At 45.5% G+C, this 18,161-nt stretch carries 15 protein-coding genes and 1 pseudogene; 9 read left to right on the forward strand and 7 right to left on the reverse strand.

Annotated features, from left to right (window positions below):
- Nucleotides 1-33 precede the first annotated feature (33 nt).
- The 6 genes from H8K55_RS07705 to H8K55_RS07730 all read left to right on the forward strand — a co-directional run bounded on the left by H8K55_RS07705 (nucleotide 34) and on the right by H8K55_RS07730 (nucleotide 5,114).
- Complete coding sequence (locus H8K55_RS07705; RefSeq protein WP_186941505.1) at nucleotides 34-1,887, forward strand: CHASE2 domain-containing protein; 1,854 nt, start codon at nucleotides 34-36, stop codon at nucleotides 1,885-1,887.
- Nucleotides 1,884-2,426 carry a hypothetical protein gene (locus H8K55_RS07710; protein ID WP_186941506.1) on the forward strand — a complete coding sequence of 181 codons (543 nt, stop codon included), beginning with the start codon at nucleotides 1,884-1,886 and terminating at the stop codon, nucleotides 2,424-2,426. The genes H8K55_RS07705 and H8K55_RS07710 overlap by 4 nt, the downstream gene beginning before the upstream one ends.
- The gene (locus H8K55_RS07715) at nucleotides 2,423-3,301 is read left to right on the forward strand and encodes a M48 family metalloprotease (protein ID WP_186941507.1); all 879 of its coding nucleotides are present in this window, start codon (nucleotides 2,423-2,425) and stop codon (nucleotides 3,299-3,301) included. The genes H8K55_RS07710 and H8K55_RS07715 overlap by 4 nt, the downstream gene beginning before the upstream one ends.
- Nucleotides 3,302-3,833: 532 nt before the next feature.
- Nucleotides 3,834-4,127, forward strand: a complete 294-nt coding sequence (locus tag H8K55_RS07720; RefSeq protein ID WP_186941508.1) for a hypothetical protein — start codon at nucleotides 3,834-3,836, stop codon at nucleotides 4,125-4,127.
- Nucleotides 4,128-4,448: 321 nt separating this feature from the next.
- Nucleotides 4,449-4,835 carry a glutaredoxin family protein gene (locus H8K55_RS07725; protein WP_186941509.1) on the forward strand — a complete coding sequence of 129 codons (387 nt, stop codon included), beginning with the start codon at nucleotides 4,449-4,451 and terminating at the stop codon, nucleotides 4,833-4,835.
- 87 nt (nucleotides 4,836-4,922) lie between these two features.
- Nucleotides 4,923-5,114 (forward strand): hypothetical protein, encoded by a 192-nt coding sequence (locus H8K55_RS07730; protein WP_186941510.1) that lies wholly within the window; start codon nucleotides 4,923-4,925, stop codon nucleotides 5,112-5,114.
- 107 nt (nucleotides 5,115-5,221) lie between these two features.
- Here the strand turns inward: H8K55_RS07730 and H8K55_RS07735 are convergent, their stop codons facing one another.
- The 4 genes from H8K55_RS07735 to H8K55_RS07750 form a co-directional block, all read right to left on the reverse strand.
- The gene (locus H8K55_RS07735; protein WP_186941511.1) at nucleotides 5,222-6,397 is read right to left on the reverse strand and encodes an acetyl-CoA C-acetyltransferase; all 1,176 of its coding nucleotides are present in this window, start codon (nucleotides 6,395-6,397) and stop codon (nucleotides 5,222-5,224) included.
- 299 nt (nucleotides 6,398-6,696) lie between these two features.
- Nucleotides 6,697-7,263, reverse strand: a complete 567-nt coding sequence (locus H8K55_RS07740) for a phasin family protein (RefSeq protein ID WP_186941512.1) — start codon at nucleotides 7,261-7,263, stop codon at nucleotides 6,697-6,699.
- Nucleotides 7,264-7,552: 289 nt separating this feature from the next.
- Complete coding sequence (locus H8K55_RS07745) at nucleotides 7,553-8,035, reverse strand: methylated-DNA--[protein]-cysteine S-methyltransferase (RefSeq protein ID WP_329605008.1); 483 nt, start codon at nucleotides 8,033-8,035, stop codon at nucleotides 7,553-7,555.
- Between the two features lie 48 nt (nucleotides 8,036-8,083).
- On the reverse strand, nucleotides 8,084-9,544 hold the full coding sequence (locus H8K55_RS07750; protein WP_186941513.1) for a DNA-3-methyladenine glycosylase 2: 1,461 nt from the start codon (nucleotides 9,542-9,544) through the stop codon (nucleotides 8,084-8,086).
- 279 nt (nucleotides 9,545-9,823) lie between these two features.
- On the opposite strand from H8K55_RS07750, the gene H8K55_RS07755 reads away from it, so the two are divergent.
- Entirely contained in the window at nucleotides 9,824-12,727 is a 2,904-nt protein-coding gene (locus tag H8K55_RS07755; RefSeq protein WP_186941514.1) for an ATP-binding protein, read from the forward strand.
- A 131-nt stretch (nucleotides 12,728-12,858) separates the two neighbouring features.
- Here H8K55_RS07755 and H8K55_RS07760 read toward each other — a convergent pair whose 3' ends face one another.
- The 3 genes from H8K55_RS07760 to H8K55_RS07770 are packed head-to-tail and all read right to left on the reverse strand — an operon-like array spanning nucleotide 12,859 to nucleotide 15,594.
- A complete protein-coding gene (locus tag H8K55_RS07760; RefSeq protein ID WP_408057957.1) occupies nucleotides 12,859-14,442 on the reverse strand; it encodes an ammonium transporter in 1,584 nt (527 codons plus the stop codon).
- 16 nt (nucleotides 14,443-14,458) lie between these two features.
- Nucleotides 14,459-14,797, reverse strand: a complete 339-nt coding sequence (locus tag H8K55_RS07765) for a P-II family nitrogen regulator (protein WP_186891440.1) — start codon at nucleotides 14,795-14,797, stop codon at nucleotides 14,459-14,461.
- A 38-nt stretch (nucleotides 14,798-14,835) separates the two neighbouring features.
- Nucleotides 14,836-15,594, reverse strand: a complete 759-nt coding sequence (locus H8K55_RS07770; protein ID WP_186941515.1) for a TorF family putative porin — start codon at nucleotides 15,592-15,594, stop codon at nucleotides 14,836-14,838.
- A gap of 510 nt (nucleotides 15,595-16,104) precedes the next feature.
- Between H8K55_RS07770 and H8K55_RS07775 the strand changes: the two genes are divergently transcribed.
- Both H8K55_RS07775 and H8K55_RS07780 read left to right on the forward strand, forming a co-directional pair.
- Nucleotides 16,105-16,347 (forward strand): accessory factor UbiK family protein, encoded by a 243-nt coding sequence (locus H8K55_RS07775; protein ID WP_186941516.1) that lies wholly within the window; start codon nucleotides 16,105-16,107, stop codon nucleotides 16,345-16,347.
- 50 nt (nucleotides 16,348-16,397) lie between these two features.
- Nucleotides 16,398-17,270 (forward strand): annotated as a pseudogene (locus tag H8K55_RS07780) (YifB family Mg chelatase-like AAA ATPase); the annotation flags it as partial.
- Nucleotides 17,271-18,161 lie beyond the last annotated feature (891 nt).

Consider the following 18,161-nt stretch of genomic DNA (forward strand, 5'->3'; position numbering starts at 1 on the left):
TCCTACGATCTTACCAAATTCAAGTACCGGAATATGACTAATCGCGGACACTTCATCCACCTTTTCAGCTTGCTGTTTGTGCTGCTGACGGCGTTCGAATTTCATTATCTGAATTTATTCAATAGTCTCGATTTTCGTTTATCGGACTACTTGGTCAAACAACATGCGCGCCAATTGCACGCCGACCCGGATATCGTGATTGTCAATATTGACGATGCCAGTTTAGCGAGCATGAATGATAGTGTTGGCAATTGGCCGTGGCCACGTTCTACCCATGCAGAATTAATCGAGGGCATTGCCCGACAACAGCCAAGCGCGATTGTTTTTGATTTGACGTTTGATCAAAAAGACGTGTACCGGCCTGAAAGTGATGCGCGTTTCAACGAGGCTATAAAGACTCTAACGCAAGATCATCAGAAAATATTTTTTCCCATGATACGTCGTCCTTTGGAAAGCGATAAGCATGGCGATTTAGTAGCAGACATTGCAGCACCGTTGGGATTAATCAAAACGGATCGTGCACAGACAAATGCACGTGCGGCATTTCAACCACCCTTAGCGATAGCCTCAGATTTATGGCAAGTCGGGACAATTAATTTTCATAAAGATGAAGATGGCGTGGGGCGGCGCTATGATCTGTACACCGACGTCTATGGTTGGCTGGCGCCATCCTTGCCAGCCAAAGTAGCCGCTGCGCTGAACTATCCTGTGCCGCGACAAGGCAATATGCTGCTGGCTTGGCGTGGCGAGAAATTCCCATTCAAACGTATTTCTTACGCCGATTTATATCATGATTTTGAACGCGAAAAACCGCAGCGCGACCCGCTAGAGTTGCGCGGGAAAATTGTCGTAATTGGCACGGATGCCTCAGCCTTACACGATATTCGCGTCACGCCTATCGATAGTTTGTATTCTGGCTTAGATATACTCGCGACGGCCATCGATAATCTAAAAAATCAACGCAGCATGCAGATGCCGCCACGCTGGGTGTCGCTCGCCATTTGTGTCAGCTTACTACTCGCAATTTACCTGTGTTTTTGGCGGCGTATTAATGCTTTATATCCGGGGCTGGCGTTAATCACCATCACACTGTTAAGTATCGTTGGCAGTTATTTCGCTTTGTCGTCCTTGCTCTTAGTACCTGTTGTCACGCCCCTACTTTTGATCTGGACTTATTACTTCGCATTAGCCTTGCGCGAGTATTGGTTAGAACGTTTGTCACGTCAAAAAACTGTCCAGCTATTTAGTCGCTTCGTCAATCCACACGTGGTCAAAGAGTTAGTCTCGTTCGAGGGCTTAAGCCGTGCTGGTGAAAGCCGTGAAATTACTGTGTTATTTTCAGATATTCGTGGCTTTACTAGCTTGTCCGAGAACCGCACACCACAGGAAGTGGTGAGTTTGCTGAATCGATATTTTTCATTGCAAGTTGAAGTGATATTCCGCCATGGTGGCTCACTCGATAAATTCATCGGCGATTGCATTATGGCGTTTTGGGGAGCACCACTCGATGATGCAGAACATGCTTTGCACGCGGTACAAGCAGCGCAGGAAATGGCAGTGGTCTTACAGCAATTCAAGCGCGAGCTAGGTGATCTGGAAGCAGATTTCGATGTCGGCATAGGCTTACATTCAGGCCCGGCGGTGGTTGGCTTAATCGGCTCTGAACAGCGCAAAGAATACACTGCGATTGGTGACACGGTTAATCTGGCTAGTCGTATTGAAGGATTGACCAAAGGTATTTCGCGCATTTTGGTCTCACGCGAAACCATGTTGTTATGCAGAGACAAACTTGACTTTCAAGCCTTGGGTTCCTATAAGGTGAAAGGTCGAGAACAAGAAGTTGAATTATTTGCCCCCGTTTCACCTACTCAGGGAGAAATCACATGAAGCAGAATAGTAAACTCACGCTAATGCTGGTGGCCTTGCCGCTCTGCTTTAGTTATCAGCTATGTTCGGCTCAAAGTAACACTAGTAACTCCAGTCAACAAGCAAGCCTGGTTCGCCCGACCGAGCTCAAAGCACAAGCGTTTAGTGATGCGGCAACTCTCAAGGTCTTGCCTGAGAATCTAAAGATCGATGTATTGTCACGCAAAGCGAGCTGGATGGAGGTCAAAGCGCAAGGCACCTTGGGCTGGGTCAAGATGCTGAGTCTGCGCTTTGATAATAAAGTAACGAGTTCAGGTGGCATCGGTGATGCGGCCAAGAGCCTGTTTGATGCCGCTAAGACTGGTGGCAATAGTAGCGTCACTACAGGTGCCAAAGGTTTCGACAAAGATAAATTCATCAATCCGACACCGAATCCCGAAGCTTTTGCGAAGATGAAGCAATTCACAACGCCAAAAACGGATGCAAGCAATTTCGCAAAGCAAGAGAAATTGAATGAACAACAGCAAACTTATCTCAAAGCACCAGGAGATAAATCATGAAAATGCCTACTCTGTCTGTGATTGCATTGGCGGTCGTCAGTGCATTAACGATTAGCGCCTGCGCTAATGTTAGCGGTTTAAAAATTAATAATTTTGATCTCGGCAAGACCTTGAACGCTGCCAATAGCGCCAAAAATGCCATTGTGCCACTGACCGAACAAGAGGAAATCGCCTTAGGCGAGGGCGTCGCCAGCAATCTGCTCGGTTTGGCACCCTTACATACAGATCGAGAAGTACAACGGTATGTGAATACTGTCGGACGTTGGGTCAGTATGCATAGCGAGCGCCCTGATTTACCTTGGACATTTGCCGTGCTCGATTCCAACGAAGTAAATGCCTTTGCGGCACCTGGCGGCTACGTGGTGTTGACCAAGGGCATGCTAATGAAAATAGGTAGTGAGGCAGAGCTTGCTGGCGTATTGGGACATGAAGTGGCGCATGTCGTACGTAAGCACCATCTCAATGCCATGCAAAAAAGCAGCGCCATGAGTGCGGTCAGAGATGGATTAGATGTTGCGATTACTGCCAAGAATGGCAATCCAAATGTATTAAAAGTCTTATCAGTGGGCACCGCGCTCTATGCGCGTGGTCTAGATAAAGAAGATGAATACGAATCCGACCGTATGGGCGTGGTATTAGCAGCACGTGCTGGCTATGATCCGTTCGGCCTACCCGCAGTCTTGCACTCGCTGCAAAAGGTGAACAGTAGCGATGAGGGTATGCAGCTTTTGTTCCAAACCCATCCCAAATTGTCTGATCGTTTGGCGCAATTAGATGGAATTATGGGTAAGGACTTTGATCGTTACGAGAATCTGCCTAGCGTACAAGGCCGCTTTGAAAAGGTGATGATGCGTCTGAAGGGCACTAGCAAGTAACTATTATTTGCCAACGAATCTCCTCCAAATTGCTTTTACATTACTTTTGCATTGCTTGGCAATGAATCATCTCTAGAGAATCTAAAGTACCATCCATCACATTTTGCAGCGAACCCGATCACTTCAACAATGATCGGGTTTGTTCGCCCACGCTAGCTCTTGTCCCACCTTCAACTTCAATCCAGTTCAAGAAGATTTTCTCGCTTAAAATTTACATGAAAGAATTCTTTTTTAGCACGTAAATTTTAAGCAGTATCTCTGCTTTGCCTGGCATTACGAGACATTACTAGGCTCACAGCCATATTTTCCAAGGCAATTTCTAACAATTAGTCTGACAATTAGTTTAATAACTAAGACTGGCATACTTTTAGCTATAGGTTTAGTTAGAAGAAAAAATGATTTCATATTTTTATATGAAATCTCCGATTCCTTTCTTCTAAACAAAACTCACTATTGCGTCCCTAGTGCCCTCACCACCTAGTCAAAATAGGTGATGGCACTGAGATTCACTTATTTATTTCTGGAGAAAATAATGTCTACACCTATCGCAGCAGTCGCTTCATCCGCAGGCCCACTGACTGGCCAAAAAGCCCGTGCTTCCAATAACTTTACCTTACTAAATGGCGGTCAACTGGTGGTCAGTGCACCAGTCGGCGTGGTTTTTAGTATCAGCCAAGACAAATCTGGCTCAGACCCTACGCCAGTGTCTGATGCGACCAATGGCACAGTCATTGAATCAGGCAAGTTATCCACCAATACGAATTACTACATTGCGTCTCCCAAAAATGCTGCGGGTAATTTTGTGGTGACTTTATCGACGCAATAATTTTGCGCGCGCTATTTGATCAGACTTTTGATCATCATCAGTGGTGAGGTAGGGCTAGGCACTTTCAAGCCACCTCATCACTTTGCGTTGGCCTTTTCCGCTCAACAATCTTGCAGACTGAAGTAGAGAAATATCTACTTGAGTTCTCGGATCTATATTTCTCAGAATCCCGTTTTGACTGAGCCACTTTCGGCATTGAGGATTTATCGGAATGAGTTTGTACAAATTTGGCCTAAGGAAAAGTGCAAAAACAAATTTTTTATTTTCTTAGTTTATTTGATACTATTAAGAATTAGTGATAACTTAATTTCATTTTTTCTCATGAAGACTCTTAAAACTATTTCGGTTTACCTAGTCATTATTGGTGCAGGAATTATGATTGGCTACGTGCTTCCACGATTGCCAAATTTATTGCAAAAAAAATATACCGAGGGCGAATATTCAAATTTTTTCCCGAATCAATCCAAGACCGTGATTTTGTACGGGACTGCCACTTGCAGCTTTTGCCGTAGTACGCGCGAATTTTTTAAGGCCAACAAAATCGATTTTTTTGATGTCGATGTACAAACTTCTGAACTAGCAGCGAAAAAGCACGCAGAACTCGGTGGCGGCGGTGTTCCGGTCACCATCATTGGAAATCGACTGATCCGGGGCTTTCAACCGGATGCCTTTCAAGATGCTCTGAAAGCACTGAACAAGAGCAAATAAACCTAATAGCTAATAAGAATGGACAAGGGTTTCTGGGCGCCCTTGCTCTTGATTTTCGTTTAGCCCATCATTCTCAGGAGACTTACGATGTTTAAATCTACTACAAAGAAATTGGTTGCTTTCTTATTAGCCGTTGGCTGCAGCGCAGCTTTTGCTTATCCGCCACCATATTATTTCTGCAATAAGGAATGCTTAGCCGAAGGCTTTGTAAAAGGTAGTCCAGAATACAAAGAATGCATGACATCTTGCCTGGAAATGTGGGGTCAAGCACCGCAGTAATTAGACGATGTCTTAGGTAGTACCTAGGAGAAAAAAAATCCCTGCAGTTCGTGAATCGATTCTGATCGATTCACAAGCTGCAGGGATTTTGATTTGAGACGATGAGCTTAACGTTCTATTGCCAACGCCACACCCATACCGCCACCGATACACAAACTCGCCAGACCTTTCTTGGCATCACGACGTATCATCTCGTGAATCAAGCTGACCAAAATACGGCAGCCAGAAGCACCAATCGGATGGCCAATCGCAATTGCGCCGCCGTTCACATTGATCTTACTGGTATCCCAACCCATTTCACGATTCACACCAATCGCTTGAGCAGCGAACGCTTCGTTGATTTCCATCAAATCGACTTCTTCATGCGTCCAACCAGCTTTTTTCAAACACAATTGCGCGGCAGGTACCGGACCTAAGCCCATAATAGTTGGATCAATACCGGCAGAGGAGTAGGCCTTGATCTTAGCCAACACTGGCAAGCCCAATTCAGCGGCTTTTTTGGCAGTCATCATAATTACTGCAGCTGCGCCGTCATTCAAACCAGAAGCATTGCCCGCGGTGACCGTACCCGCCTTGTCAAATGCTGGACGCAAGGCAGCGAGTGAATCTAAAGTACAGCCATGCTTGACGAATTCATCGGTATCGAACACGCTAGTGCCCTTTTTGCTGACGATTTCGTAGGGAATAATTTCATCGACAAACTTGCCAGCTTTTTGTGCAGCCTCGGCTTTATTTTGTGACTCCAGCGCGAACTGATCTTGTTCTTCGCGCGTAATGCCATGCTTTTTTGCGACGTTTTCGGCAGTGATCCCCATGTGATATTGGTTATACACATCCCATAATCCATCAACGATCATCGTATCGACTAATTTTGCATCGCCCATACGGAAGCCGTCACGTGAACCAGCCAATACGTGTGGTGAGGCACTCATATTCTCTTGACCACCAGCGATGATAATTTCAGCATCACCGGCCAAGATTGCTTGAGTTGCCAAATGCGTGGCCTTGAGACCGCTACCGCAAACTTTATTGATCGTCATGGCTGGCACCATTACTGGCAAACCTGCGCGTATCATCGCTTGACGTGCTGCATTCTGACCAACACCCGCAGTCAAGACTTGACCTAAAATCACTTCACTAATTGCATCTCCGCTCAAACCCGTTTTTGCCAGCAAGGCTTTGATCACATGCGCACCTAAATCGGATGCCGCAACTTTAGCCAATGAACCACCAAATTTACCAACCGCGGTACGTCCAGCGGCGACGATGACGACTTCTTGCATGTAAAACTCCCTAAAGGTTAAAGTCAAGCTTGCAGTGAATCCATAAGATTACACCAGTCTGTAAAGCTTGGCGCACAATTGCCGTGGAAAATATTGCGCCGCATCAGAATTGCTGAATTTTTATGCAATTATTTTGTGTACCAGGAAAATTTGGACGAAAAAAAAGCTTCCTTTTCAGAAAGCTTTTTTCATTGAAATCGCATTTATTTCATGCAAACAAGTTTAACTGCACTTGTGGTCGAAATTTGCGACTTCTTAGTCGTTTAGCGCTTGGCTTGGCCGCGCGCTGATCGGCTAAATTACTTCTTTTTTGATGTTGTCGTTGCTTTTTCAGCAGCTTGTGTGAATTGCTTAGTGGCATTTGCCAAGTTGTCTTCCAAAGTCGCAACAGCTTGTTTGGTCGTTTTTGTCAATTGCTCGTAGCCTGCGTTGATGTTGCCAACAACAGATTTCAATGCTGTTACAGCTTGTTCGGAACCAGCTGGTGCATTTTTTGTCACTTCGTCGATCAAAGAAACAACTTTTGCATTTGTTTCAGCGATATGAGATTCCACTGCTTTCGTGAATTCTTGTTGTGTTGCTGAAGTGATAGTTGCCAAATGACGGCCATATGCCAAGGCTTTTTCTGCACTTGGTTTAGCTTGAGCAGATGCCAAAGCGATCAATTCTTGTGCGTCTTTTGCGTTCAACAATTGTTGAGTCGCTGCTGTGCCTTCTTCGAAAGTTGCTTTAGCAGCGTTCACGTTCAAAGACACGAACTGTTCCAAGCCTTCAAATGCTTTTTGGTTCAATGCTGTGATAGCAGCAAATTGCGCTTCCAAGTTAGTCTTAGTAGCAGCGATAAATTGTTCTGGTGTTGTGTACATGGAATTCTCCGGTAAGTTGACGAGTCAGTTTGACGATTCGGTTTGATTCAAAATGGCAGTGAGTCCCAAAACATCTTTAACATGGTGCACCGCAACAATTCGCATTCTACTGACTATTTTTTAAGCGTCAAGCTTTTTTTGTGCATCGCATCAAAATAATTGGTCAGCCACGGTTTTTATTGATTTTGAACCAATATTTCTCTTGTTTTTCAAAGGTTTAGCATGAAATTCTTATATGGGCATTCGCATTAACTGATCAACTTATTCATCAATTTCCTACCAGATACGCTTACAAATAATTTTCCAATGCTAATAAGCGACGCTTATTCTCCAATCCACCAGCGTAGCCTTGTAAATCTCCATTCGCAGCGATAACACGATGGCAAGGAATGACGATCGATAATGGATTGCGCCCATTCGCCGCACCTAGTGCACGAATCGCCTTCGGTCTGCCAATTTGCCGTGCTAAGGCGGCATAGCTACACACACTGCCATACGGTATCGTACGCAAGGCTTGCCAGACTTCTTGTTGAAATGCTGTGCCTTGCGTGCAATCTAGCGGTAAATCAAAGTTTTGCAATTCGCCCGCAAAATACGCGTCTAGTTGTTGCGCTGTGCGTCGTAAAACACCGTCGTTTGGATCCAATTGCCAGGCAGGATCAAACTGCAAATGCTTATGTTCAGGAAAATACACGCCCGCCAGACCTTGTGCGCTAGCGACCAAACGCAACACGCCAAGAGCACTGGGATGTAATAGATATTTCTTCATCATCAAAATTCCTCCTTAAATTTATTTAGGACAGTCAAGCAAAGTTGCAATCTAGGCCGATAAAGATTGCCACAACAAAAGTGCAGCATAACTACGCCACGGTGACCAAGCTTCAGCGCGCAACAATAGTTGTTTCTCATTGCAACGTGCGCTCGGATCCTCACTGACTGCCTTCTGCAAACCCAAATCACCAGCAGGAAAAGCATTTGAAAAACGTAAAGCCCGCATCGCGATGTATTGCGCCGTCCATTCGCCTATGCCGGGCAAGGTTTTCAAACGCTGAACGATCTCATTCAATGCCAATCCAGGTGCGAGTTGTAATCCACCTGCAGCTGCAAAACGCGCGAATGCTTGTATGGTGGCAGCTCGGGTTTTCGGCACGCCTATGGAGGCAATTTCCTCTATGCTCAAGCTCGCCAACTTTTCCGGCGTCGGGAAGTGATGTGAGACGCCTGCCCATGGTGTAATCGTCGGTTCGCCAAATCTTTGCACCAAACGGCCAGAAACCGTGGTCGCCCCCGCCACACTGACCTGTTGCCCTAAGATCGCCCGAATCGCTAATTCAAAAGCATCGAAACTACCCGGTACCCGCAAACCCGGTGTGCGAGCGATTTGCTGTGCCAACAGCGGATCATGCTGTAAATGCTGGGCGATCAATACAGGATTCGCTTCAACATCAAACTGTTGACGAATTTTGGCTAGTAAGGGCAACAAGACGCTACTTAATCCCGCGGAAATGTCCAAGCGCAATTGCTGTTTTTCTACGTCATGACTCACTTGTATCCAGCCTTGTTTGTCATCAATTCGCACGCTGCGGCGATAACAGCTTTGCTGCAAATCCACTTGCTCTAGCCCAGCCATTGCGCGCCCATTTAGATAATTGAGCAAGGCATCCCAAGCATACGGCGGACGATAGGCGAGTCGCAGCGAAATCTCTTGTTGCGTTGTCAGGCTTGCCTGTAAGCGCCGAATTGAGCCAGGTGCCATGCTGTAACGGGATTCAAATAGCGCATTAAACCGACGGACACTGCCAAAACCCGCGGCAAAGGCAATATCGGTCATACTTAGCTGCGTCTCTTGGATCAATTTCTTGGCAAACAATAGGCGCTGGGTTTGTGCCAACGCAATCGGGCTAACACCAAACTCTTGTAAGATCACGCGGCGCAACTGACGAGACGACAATCCCACTTGCCCCGCGAATACTTCAATACTATGCTCATTAAGAGCGCCTGCACTGATCCTTTGCCATATCGCGTGCGCTAGATTTTGTTGTAAGTTATAGGGCGCTAACTCGGGCCGACAACGCAAACATGGACGAAATCCAGCCGCTTCCGCTGCCGCTTGTGAACTAAAAAAGACACAAGAACTCTGACGCGGTGTTTTCACACGACAAATTGGGCGACAATAAATTCCTGTTGTCGTAATGCCGGCAAAAAAGATGCCGTCAAAACGGGCATCTTTCGCGGCAAGTGCGCGATAGTAATCTTGCCCGGATGTGGAAATTGACTGCATTGTTTTTGTCATTTTTTAAGTTCGTGTAAATATGTCCGTAATGTAATCATCGAGGTACTCAATAAACTAGCAATTGAGGACCGGTAAGCAACAATTAGCAACGATGAGCAGCGATAAATTGCGTACAAAACTGACAAGATGAAGAAGACATATGGTCAGAACAGCGCTGAATATGTGACTAGCTTAAACTGGAATGCAGGCCAGTATCTAGCCGTTTTCGGACACATAAGTGTGCGAACTAATCATAAAGAGTAAAACACCTGGCGGCTGAATATAAAAATGAACGAACTCATCCAGCGCATAGAACGCTGTTCCAGACGACATCCACAACAGGCTATACAGCTGTTTCATAAACTGGAGCAATCTGCGTACCGAGAAAAGCGCCTGTCAGTCGCTTTGAATGCTTTGGTGCGTCGATTCTTTATTTGCGAAAGGCTAGGTCATGCCAGTAATCTCAATGATGAATTGTATAGCGCCTTACAAAGTGCCGAAAATAGCGGACTAACCTACCAAGCTGGCCGACTCATGCTTTGTCTGGGTCGGGTGCGCTACACCGAAGGAATCTATAACGAATCTATTCGATTTTGGACGCGCTGCATCGATTTGTGCCAAATCACACACGACACGGAAGTTTTAATTGAGGCAAGAATTGGCCTCGGTCAAATTTATGATGCGCTGGGCGACTGGGAAGCCGCAGCACGAATCTTGCAAGATATCAGCCTCTTGCTCGATAGCTTTGATCGCCCCTACCTGAAAAGTAAGCTGGCAATCAATTTGGGGGTCAATAACCTCAACATCGGCAAGCACGCATTGGCGAGCGAATTATTCAAAGAAGCCTTATCGCATGCTCAACGGGGAAATATCACCGAATACATTGCAGAGGCACATTGGTATCTAGGTATTTTGGCACAACACGAACAAAATTTTGATCTGGCTTTTCAAGAGGTGCGTTATGCGCTGCGCTTGGCAAAGGCTAGTCATTATCAATGGTTACTGAGTGCTGCGGCGAATACCTTGGGTGAGCTGTATGTGGCTCAGGATCAAACTGGCCAGGCGATTACCATCTATCTTGAAGGCTTGGACTACGCTGAAAAAAATGGCTCTCGTGCGCAACGCAATTTGTGTTGTCAGGCCTTATCGAGGCTCTATGAGAGTAGCGGCCAAACGCAATTGGCCTTGAATTTTGCCAGAACGCATCACCAGTTAAGCAAAGAAATCACTGAACTGAGTACTAGCGACAAATTTTCTCAATTAAGAGAATATGATTTGTCTAAGAAACCACCGGTGGAGTTGTTACTTGATCTGTCTTCCAACAGTCAGCTAGAGGAGAAAACTTTAGATGAAGCCTTACGTTATGTGTGCGAACAAGCACTGCAAATCTTACGCGTAGACTGCATTTGTTTGTGGCTGAAAGATCGCCAGCAATTGCGCTGTGAGATGCTGACTAGCTCTATCCCTTTGCCGTTTGAAATTGGCAAGCGCTTGCGTCAGCAGGATTTTTTGAAGTACTTTCAAGTCATCCAAAATTTGCATACGCCGATCGCTACACATGACTTAAGAATTCATCCAGCAGCAAAAGAACTTGACACGCTTTATCAAGACGCGCAACTGTGTTCACTCCTAGAAATTTCAGTACGTCTGCACGGCAATCAAATCGGTGTCATCAGTTTCGGCAAAGCGCTGCAGAGAAAAAACTGGACACGCGAAGATCTCCTATTTGGCAGCCACCTGGCAAACCTGATACAACAAGTTCTGAGTCTGGATGAATACAGACAAGCACAAAATCGTCTGGAAAACCGGGTGCTAGAACGTACTCAGGAATTACAAGCTCGCACCGAATTACTGCGTACCGCACATCAGAATATCTTTATCTTAAGTGAAATCGGCAGAGAAATTACTTCCCAGTTGGATAGGGAAAGCATTATCAATACCCTATACCGACATGTGAATAAATTGATGCCCGCAGAGCTCTTATCGGTAGGTATCTACAAGGCCGAGCAGGGGATGATCGATTTCCCTTGTAATATTTTGCGCGGCAAAAATCTATTGCCGTATCACCGTAATTTACAAGATCCAGATTTACTCTCGGTGTGGTGTGTTCAACATAAGAAAGCGATCTATATCAACGATATCCATGAAGATTATCTCCACTATATTGGTATTGAGGGTCTGGATAAATTGGTCGCAGCAGAATCATTTGATGCAGATTCTGACAGCTTCACGCCGGTGTCATTGATTTACGTTCCCTTAATCATTAAAGACCGATTACTGGGATTGTTGTCGATGCAAAGCAGCCATGCCTATGCTTTTGAACGTATGCACGTCGATATGCTGACGACGTTGGCCGCCTACACAGCGGTCGCTTTTGACAATGCCGATACCTATCAACAGCTTTCATCGGCGCAGCAATTGTTAATGTCAAAAGAAAAGCTCGCCGCGCTCGGTGCTTTGGTTGCAGGTATTGCGCATGAAATCAATACGCCGCTGGGTAATTGTTTGCTCACCGCGACCACGCTAAAAGAAAGTTCGGGGAAATTCATTCGCCAATTTCAAGAGGGCAGTTTAAAACGTTCTGAATTTGTTCACTTCACTGAAGTCTTGAATGAAGCAAATGACATGTTGATGCGCAATCTACTCAACGCGAGTGAACTTGTCAGTAGCTTTAAGCAGGTGTCGGTGGATCAAACCAGTCAACAGCGACGCTCTTTCAATTTGTTAAAGACCAGTCAGGAAGTAGTGCGCACTATGCAAAGTCGCATTAACAAACAAGGTCATCAACTACAGATCGATATTCCAGAGGCCATTGTGATTGATAGTTTTCCTGGGCCCTATGGGCAGGTGATTACGAACTTCATCAATAATGCTCTCTTACATGGCTTTGAGGACAGGCATAAAGGTGTGATGCGCCTGAGTGCCAATCAAATCGATCATCAACACGTGAAAATATGTTTCAGCGATAACGGTGCAGGTATTTCAGCAGAACATTTACGGCGCGTATTTGACCCTTTCTTCACGACAAAACTTGGGCATGGCGGCAGTGGCTTAGGCATGAATATCGTGCACAATATTGTGACGGATTTATTGGGCGGAACGATCAACGTAGAAAGCGCCATCGGTGCTGGAACCAGTATCACGCTGATACTTCCCATACGTGCCCTGACTGGCTCGGACACAAACCACTAACTAGACTGAGATTTTACTTTTCACATAAAAAAACGCCTCTCATTTAACTGAGAGGCGCGAAGTCCCACCAAGAACCTTTGTACTATAATTTTTTTTATGCAGCGAAATTGCCTGCGAATTTCCTCAATCGATTAAGAGTGGTAAGCAGATTCACCATGACTAGTGATATCCAAGCCTTCACGTTCTTCATCTTCTGGTACGCGTAATCCTATGACCAGATCGACTAATTTGTAAGCGATCACAGAAACCACGGCTGACCATAATATCGTTACACCAATCGCAGTCGCCTGTGTCGTCACTTGACCAACAATACTATAAGCATCAGCGGACATTTTGTTCGTTACGTAGTCAAAGATCCCCTGTCCACCCAAAGCTGGCGATGCGAATACACCGGTCAACAATGCCCCAAGAATACCGCCTACGCCATGTACACCAAATACGTCTAAAGAGTCGTCAGCGCCCAGCATGCGTTTCAAACCATTCACGCCCCACAAGCAGACTATCCCGGATGCCAGACCAATCAATAAGCCGCCCATAGGTCCAACGAAACCGCAGGCTGGCGTGATCGCCACCAAGCCAGCGACAGCACCAGAAGCCGCACCCAACATCGAAGGCTTACCTTTACTCATCCATTCGCCAAAGACCCAAGAGACAGTCGCGGCAGCGGTTGCTAACAAGGTATTGATAAAGGCCAGTGCAGCAATATCATTTGCCTCATACGCAGAGCCTGCATTGAAACCAAACCAGCCCACCCATAACAAGGACGCGCCTATCATCGTCATTGTCAGAGAATGTGGCGCCATGGCTTCTTTACCGTAGCCGACGCGCTTGCCTATCATGAATGCACCGACCAAACCAGCGACCGCTGCATTGATGTGAACTACAGTACCACCCGCAAAATCGAGCGCACCCATTTGGAACAAGAAGCCTGCTTTTGCGGTTTCTGTTGCCAAAGTTGCGGCATCTTTAATCGCGTCTGGACCTGTCCAGAACCACACCATGTGGGCAATCGGTAAGTAGCTAAAAGTGAACCAAATTACGACGAAAGCCAAGACTGCTTTGAACTTAGCACGCTCTGCAAATGCGCCAATAATCAAGCCACAAGTAATCGCAGCAAAAGTGGCTTGAAATGCGGCGAACACGAATTCAGGTAAGACCACGCCTTTAGAAAAGGTCGCTGCGGTCGTAAAAGTCGCCTGCACTGGATCCCAAATACCTTGCAACAAAACCCGGTCGAACTTACCAATAAAGCGACCGCCTTCGGTAAATGCCAAGGAATAGCCATAGATACACCAGAGCACGATAATCACTGCAAAAATCATAAACACTTGCAGCAAAACGGACAGCATATTTTTGGCGCGAACCAAACCACCATAGAACAAAGCCAAACCTGGAATTGCCATCATCGTGACCAATAAAGTCGCGACTAACATCCAGGCGGTATCGCCCTTATTCGGCGTTGGCGGCGGTGTTGCTGGCGCTGCTGGGGCGGCCGGAGTTACGGCGGTAGTCGTGACAGCAGCAGCTTCAGTCGCACTGGCAGCAACTGGTGCAGAAGCACTAGCGGCGTCGGCTGCAGCGCTAGCACTCGCTGAGGCACTCACAGATGCACTGGCTGGCGTATCTTCTGCCTTGGCTGTTGCACTTTGGGCCATCGCGAATGCCAATGCTAGTGAGCAGGCAGCTGCGGTGAAAAATTTCATTAATTTATTCATGTTTTGCTCTCGTCGATTAAAGTGCTTCGTTGCCAGTTTCACCGGTACGGATACGCACGACCTGTTCCAGGGAATATACGAAAATCTTGCCGTCACCGATCTTGCCGGTGCGCGCCGCGGTTTCGATAGCCTCAATGGCACGGTCAACAATATTGTCTTCGACTGCTGCTTCGATTTTTGTTTTTGGCAAAAAATCGACGACGTATTCAGCGCCACGGTACAGCTCGGTATGTCCCTTTTGACGACCGAAGCCTTTTACTTCGGTCACAGTGATACCTTGCACGCCTAATTCAGAAAGCGCTTCACGCACTTCATCTAACTTAAAGGGTTTAATAATTGCCGTAATCAGTTTCATGATGGTCTCGGTGATATTTTTAATTCGGTCAAAGAAAATTAGAAGGCTTTTACTGCCGACAAAACCAGACCAGTTTTGCCAGTAAATTTGCCTGCCGGAGTGACATACAACTTATCGCCAGCGCTGGTACCGATGACTGCTAAGCTGAAATTAACGCCAACCAATTCTTTGGTGACGCCGAGTTTCCAATCGTTATACGAATAGGAAGTATTGTTTTTGACGGTTTGACGACCGTAATGCAAGTTCAGGGTAAAGCCTTCACTCATTTCAAGATTCGCACCTAGATCGAGATAGCCACTGTTCTTACTATCAACAAAACCAAACAGATTTGTGACTGAATGTGAGTATTTTGCATACACTGGACCACTGCTGATTTGACCGTAGATTTCAGTCGTATTTGCGTCCGCAAAACCAGCGATATTCTTCAAACCGTTGCTAGGGTAAACATAGGACAAGACCCCGAAGTCGTAACTCACATCTTTGGTAATCTCACCACGTTTGCCTGCATATAAATCCATCTCCAGATTGCCGTCACCACCAGCATCTTTGGTCCATTTGATCGTCGACAGCCAGGTGCCCGCATAGAAGCCATTGCTGTTATTGACGTAGTCAGCACCGCCTTGCAAAGCTGGTTGCAAACGTGATTGTGAAATCCCGCGATAACGATAGTCACTGACAGCGCCGAGATTAAAACTCACTTCATGTTCTGGCTTTGCTTCCTGCGCGCTCGCAGTGCTAACCAACATGCCATTTGCAAAACAACTACTGATGAGTGCACAAAATAAAATCTTTTTCATGGCGATCTTCCTGTTCTTCGAGATGGTTTCAAAATGGGTTTATTACGTATTGTTTATCGATGCTGATGCTTGCTATTTTTTGCTGGTTTTTACTGTTTTTTATAGAAATTACTAGCGATTCCTAGAGCTGTGCGTTACGCGGTTTGCACTGAGTTTTTACTTAGATGCGCAGACGTTTTAGTTAGCTACTAGCAGAACTCGTGCCAGCTTTATTGCGGTGCGCAAAATCACGATGAAATGACGCGAAAAAATGATAGTGGTATGCTCGTATAGGCCAGAGCACCCAGTGAACACGGTAGTTTTTCACGAAAATCAAAATATCAGATCGACTACACAAAACACCGGAATTACATATATAATTTACATTTATTTATATTAATTACGGTTTTTTTGCACTGAAATGACGCAAAATTGATTCGAGAAAAATCTATAATGCACCGGAATCGCTCTTTTCCAGCAAACAATTTGCTGTTAGGCAAGACATTACCAATTCACTATAGGAAATTTTTCATGGAACCGAATCAATTTTTCAATGATATGCAAACCAAAATGCAACAAGTTTTGGAAAACTCACCCGCCAAAGATATAGAGAAAAACGTCAAAGCCTTTATGAGTCAGGGATTTGCAAAACTCGACTTGGTAACCCGCGAGGAGTTCGATATTCAGGCGGATGTATTGGCAAAGACGCGCACCAAGTTAGAAGCCTTAGAGACACGTGTGGCGGAACTGGAAGCAAAATTAAATACTCCTTAGGAGTTTTTCACCAACTTTTACCATTTGTAGGCAAAGGCAGACTCAAGATCATGGCATTAGCAGTTCTTAAAAGTCGCGCCTTAAATGGCATGGAAGCGCCAGAAGTAACGGTTGAAGTTCATCTGGCAAATGGCTTACCCGCATTCACCATCGTTGGCCTACCTGAAACTGAAGTCAAAGAATCTAAGGACCGGGTACGCGCAGCCTTACAAAATGCTCGCTTCGATTTTCCCGCCCAGCGGATCACTGTTAATCTTGCGCCGGCTGATTTACCCAAAGAATCAGGGCGCTTTGATTTGCCGATTGCGCTAGGGATCTTAGCAGCGTCAGGGCAAATTCCTGCCGATACCTTGGATCAATATGAATTTGCCGGTGAATTATCGCTCTCTGGCGAACTTCGACCGATACGCGGCGCCTTGGCCATGACCTTTGCAATTTGCCAAAGTGCTCAACGCGATGCAATTCCTGCGCGGGCTTTCATGTTGCCCCAACAAAATGCCGACGAAGCGGCCTTGGTCGGTGAAGCACGTATTTTTCCGGCCATTTCATTGTTGCAGGTATGCGCACACTTCGCTGGAAATGACCCAGACTCAAAGATTCAACAACATCAAAGTCGCCCTCATAGCGGTCAAGCTCACTACCCCGATTTCAGTGATGTCAAGGCACAAGCACAGGCGAAACGCGCATTGGAAGTCGCGGCGGCTGGCCGCCATAGTGTTTTGTTAATGGGTCCACCTGGTACGGGAAAGTCCATGTTAGCGAGCCGATTTCCCGGAATATTGCCGGGTATGACAGATCAAGAAGCTTTAGAATCTGCCGCGGTACAGTCGCTTAGCAACGGCTTTGGATTAGCCAAATGGAAGCAAAGACCCTACAGAAATCCGCACCATACGGCATCTGCGGTAGCGCTCGTCGGCGGAGGTGTAAAAATTAGAATTATTTGAGAATAACAACAATAAATGAGACTAATTAAAAATAAATGAGAATAAGAAAATCTACGATTCTTAAGTTGCAGTTGGCCAATTAAGAAACTCATTGAGTTAGTTATTTCCCGACTTAAAGATTTGCGTACAAAGTAAAGAAATGTTCGCGATTTTTAAGTTAGACGATGCCTACGGAATTAGGGGAAATCCAGATATCAAAAGTAGCGTTTCATAAACCGTCTAGTGGAACGGATATTAACCAGGCGAAACTTATCGTCTCCTTGAACAATGACAACAAACGAAAAGGTCAATCAAGAATGCTTTCAAAAATTGAAATGATGTCTATGAATCACACAACTTAGAGAGACAAAAAAGTTAATTTATTCCTCTATACGCACCAAATATAGGGATAAAGAATTCTCTCGGTGTCGCTTTTGCTGCGATCACAATTTATTCGAATATTCGTTTCATGTTGAAGTTTTTGCAATAAAATAAACCTTGATGAAGTGCCGAAAACAAAAGAGCAACTTGCCCCTGTTCTATATCAAAAATCTGGTTAAAATCAAAAAAGTGGCAGTGATATCAAAATCACTGCCACTTTCCTTTAGCTAACTTTTTCAATTTTTAAACCACTATGTAATTTAATCCAACAAAACATACAATTTGACAATGACTCTGGTATGGAGAGCAAGAACGCATTAGACAACCGTGCTTTTTCTATTTCAGTTGTTACCCCCGCTAAATCTCTCTGATATAAAGCACAAGAGTCAACCAACATTGACGTCAACCGCTTACTAAAATACATGTCAGACAACGCCAATACACGCTCTACTCCCGTTGTTTTATTTGATAGTATTGATTTCAAAAAAATCAACCTCGAGCAAAAAATAG

Source organism: Affinundibacterium flavidum, assembly GCF_014284175.1.
GTDB lineage: Bacteria > Pseudomonadota > Gammaproteobacteria > Burkholderiales > Burkholderiaceae_D > Undibacterium > Undibacterium flavidum.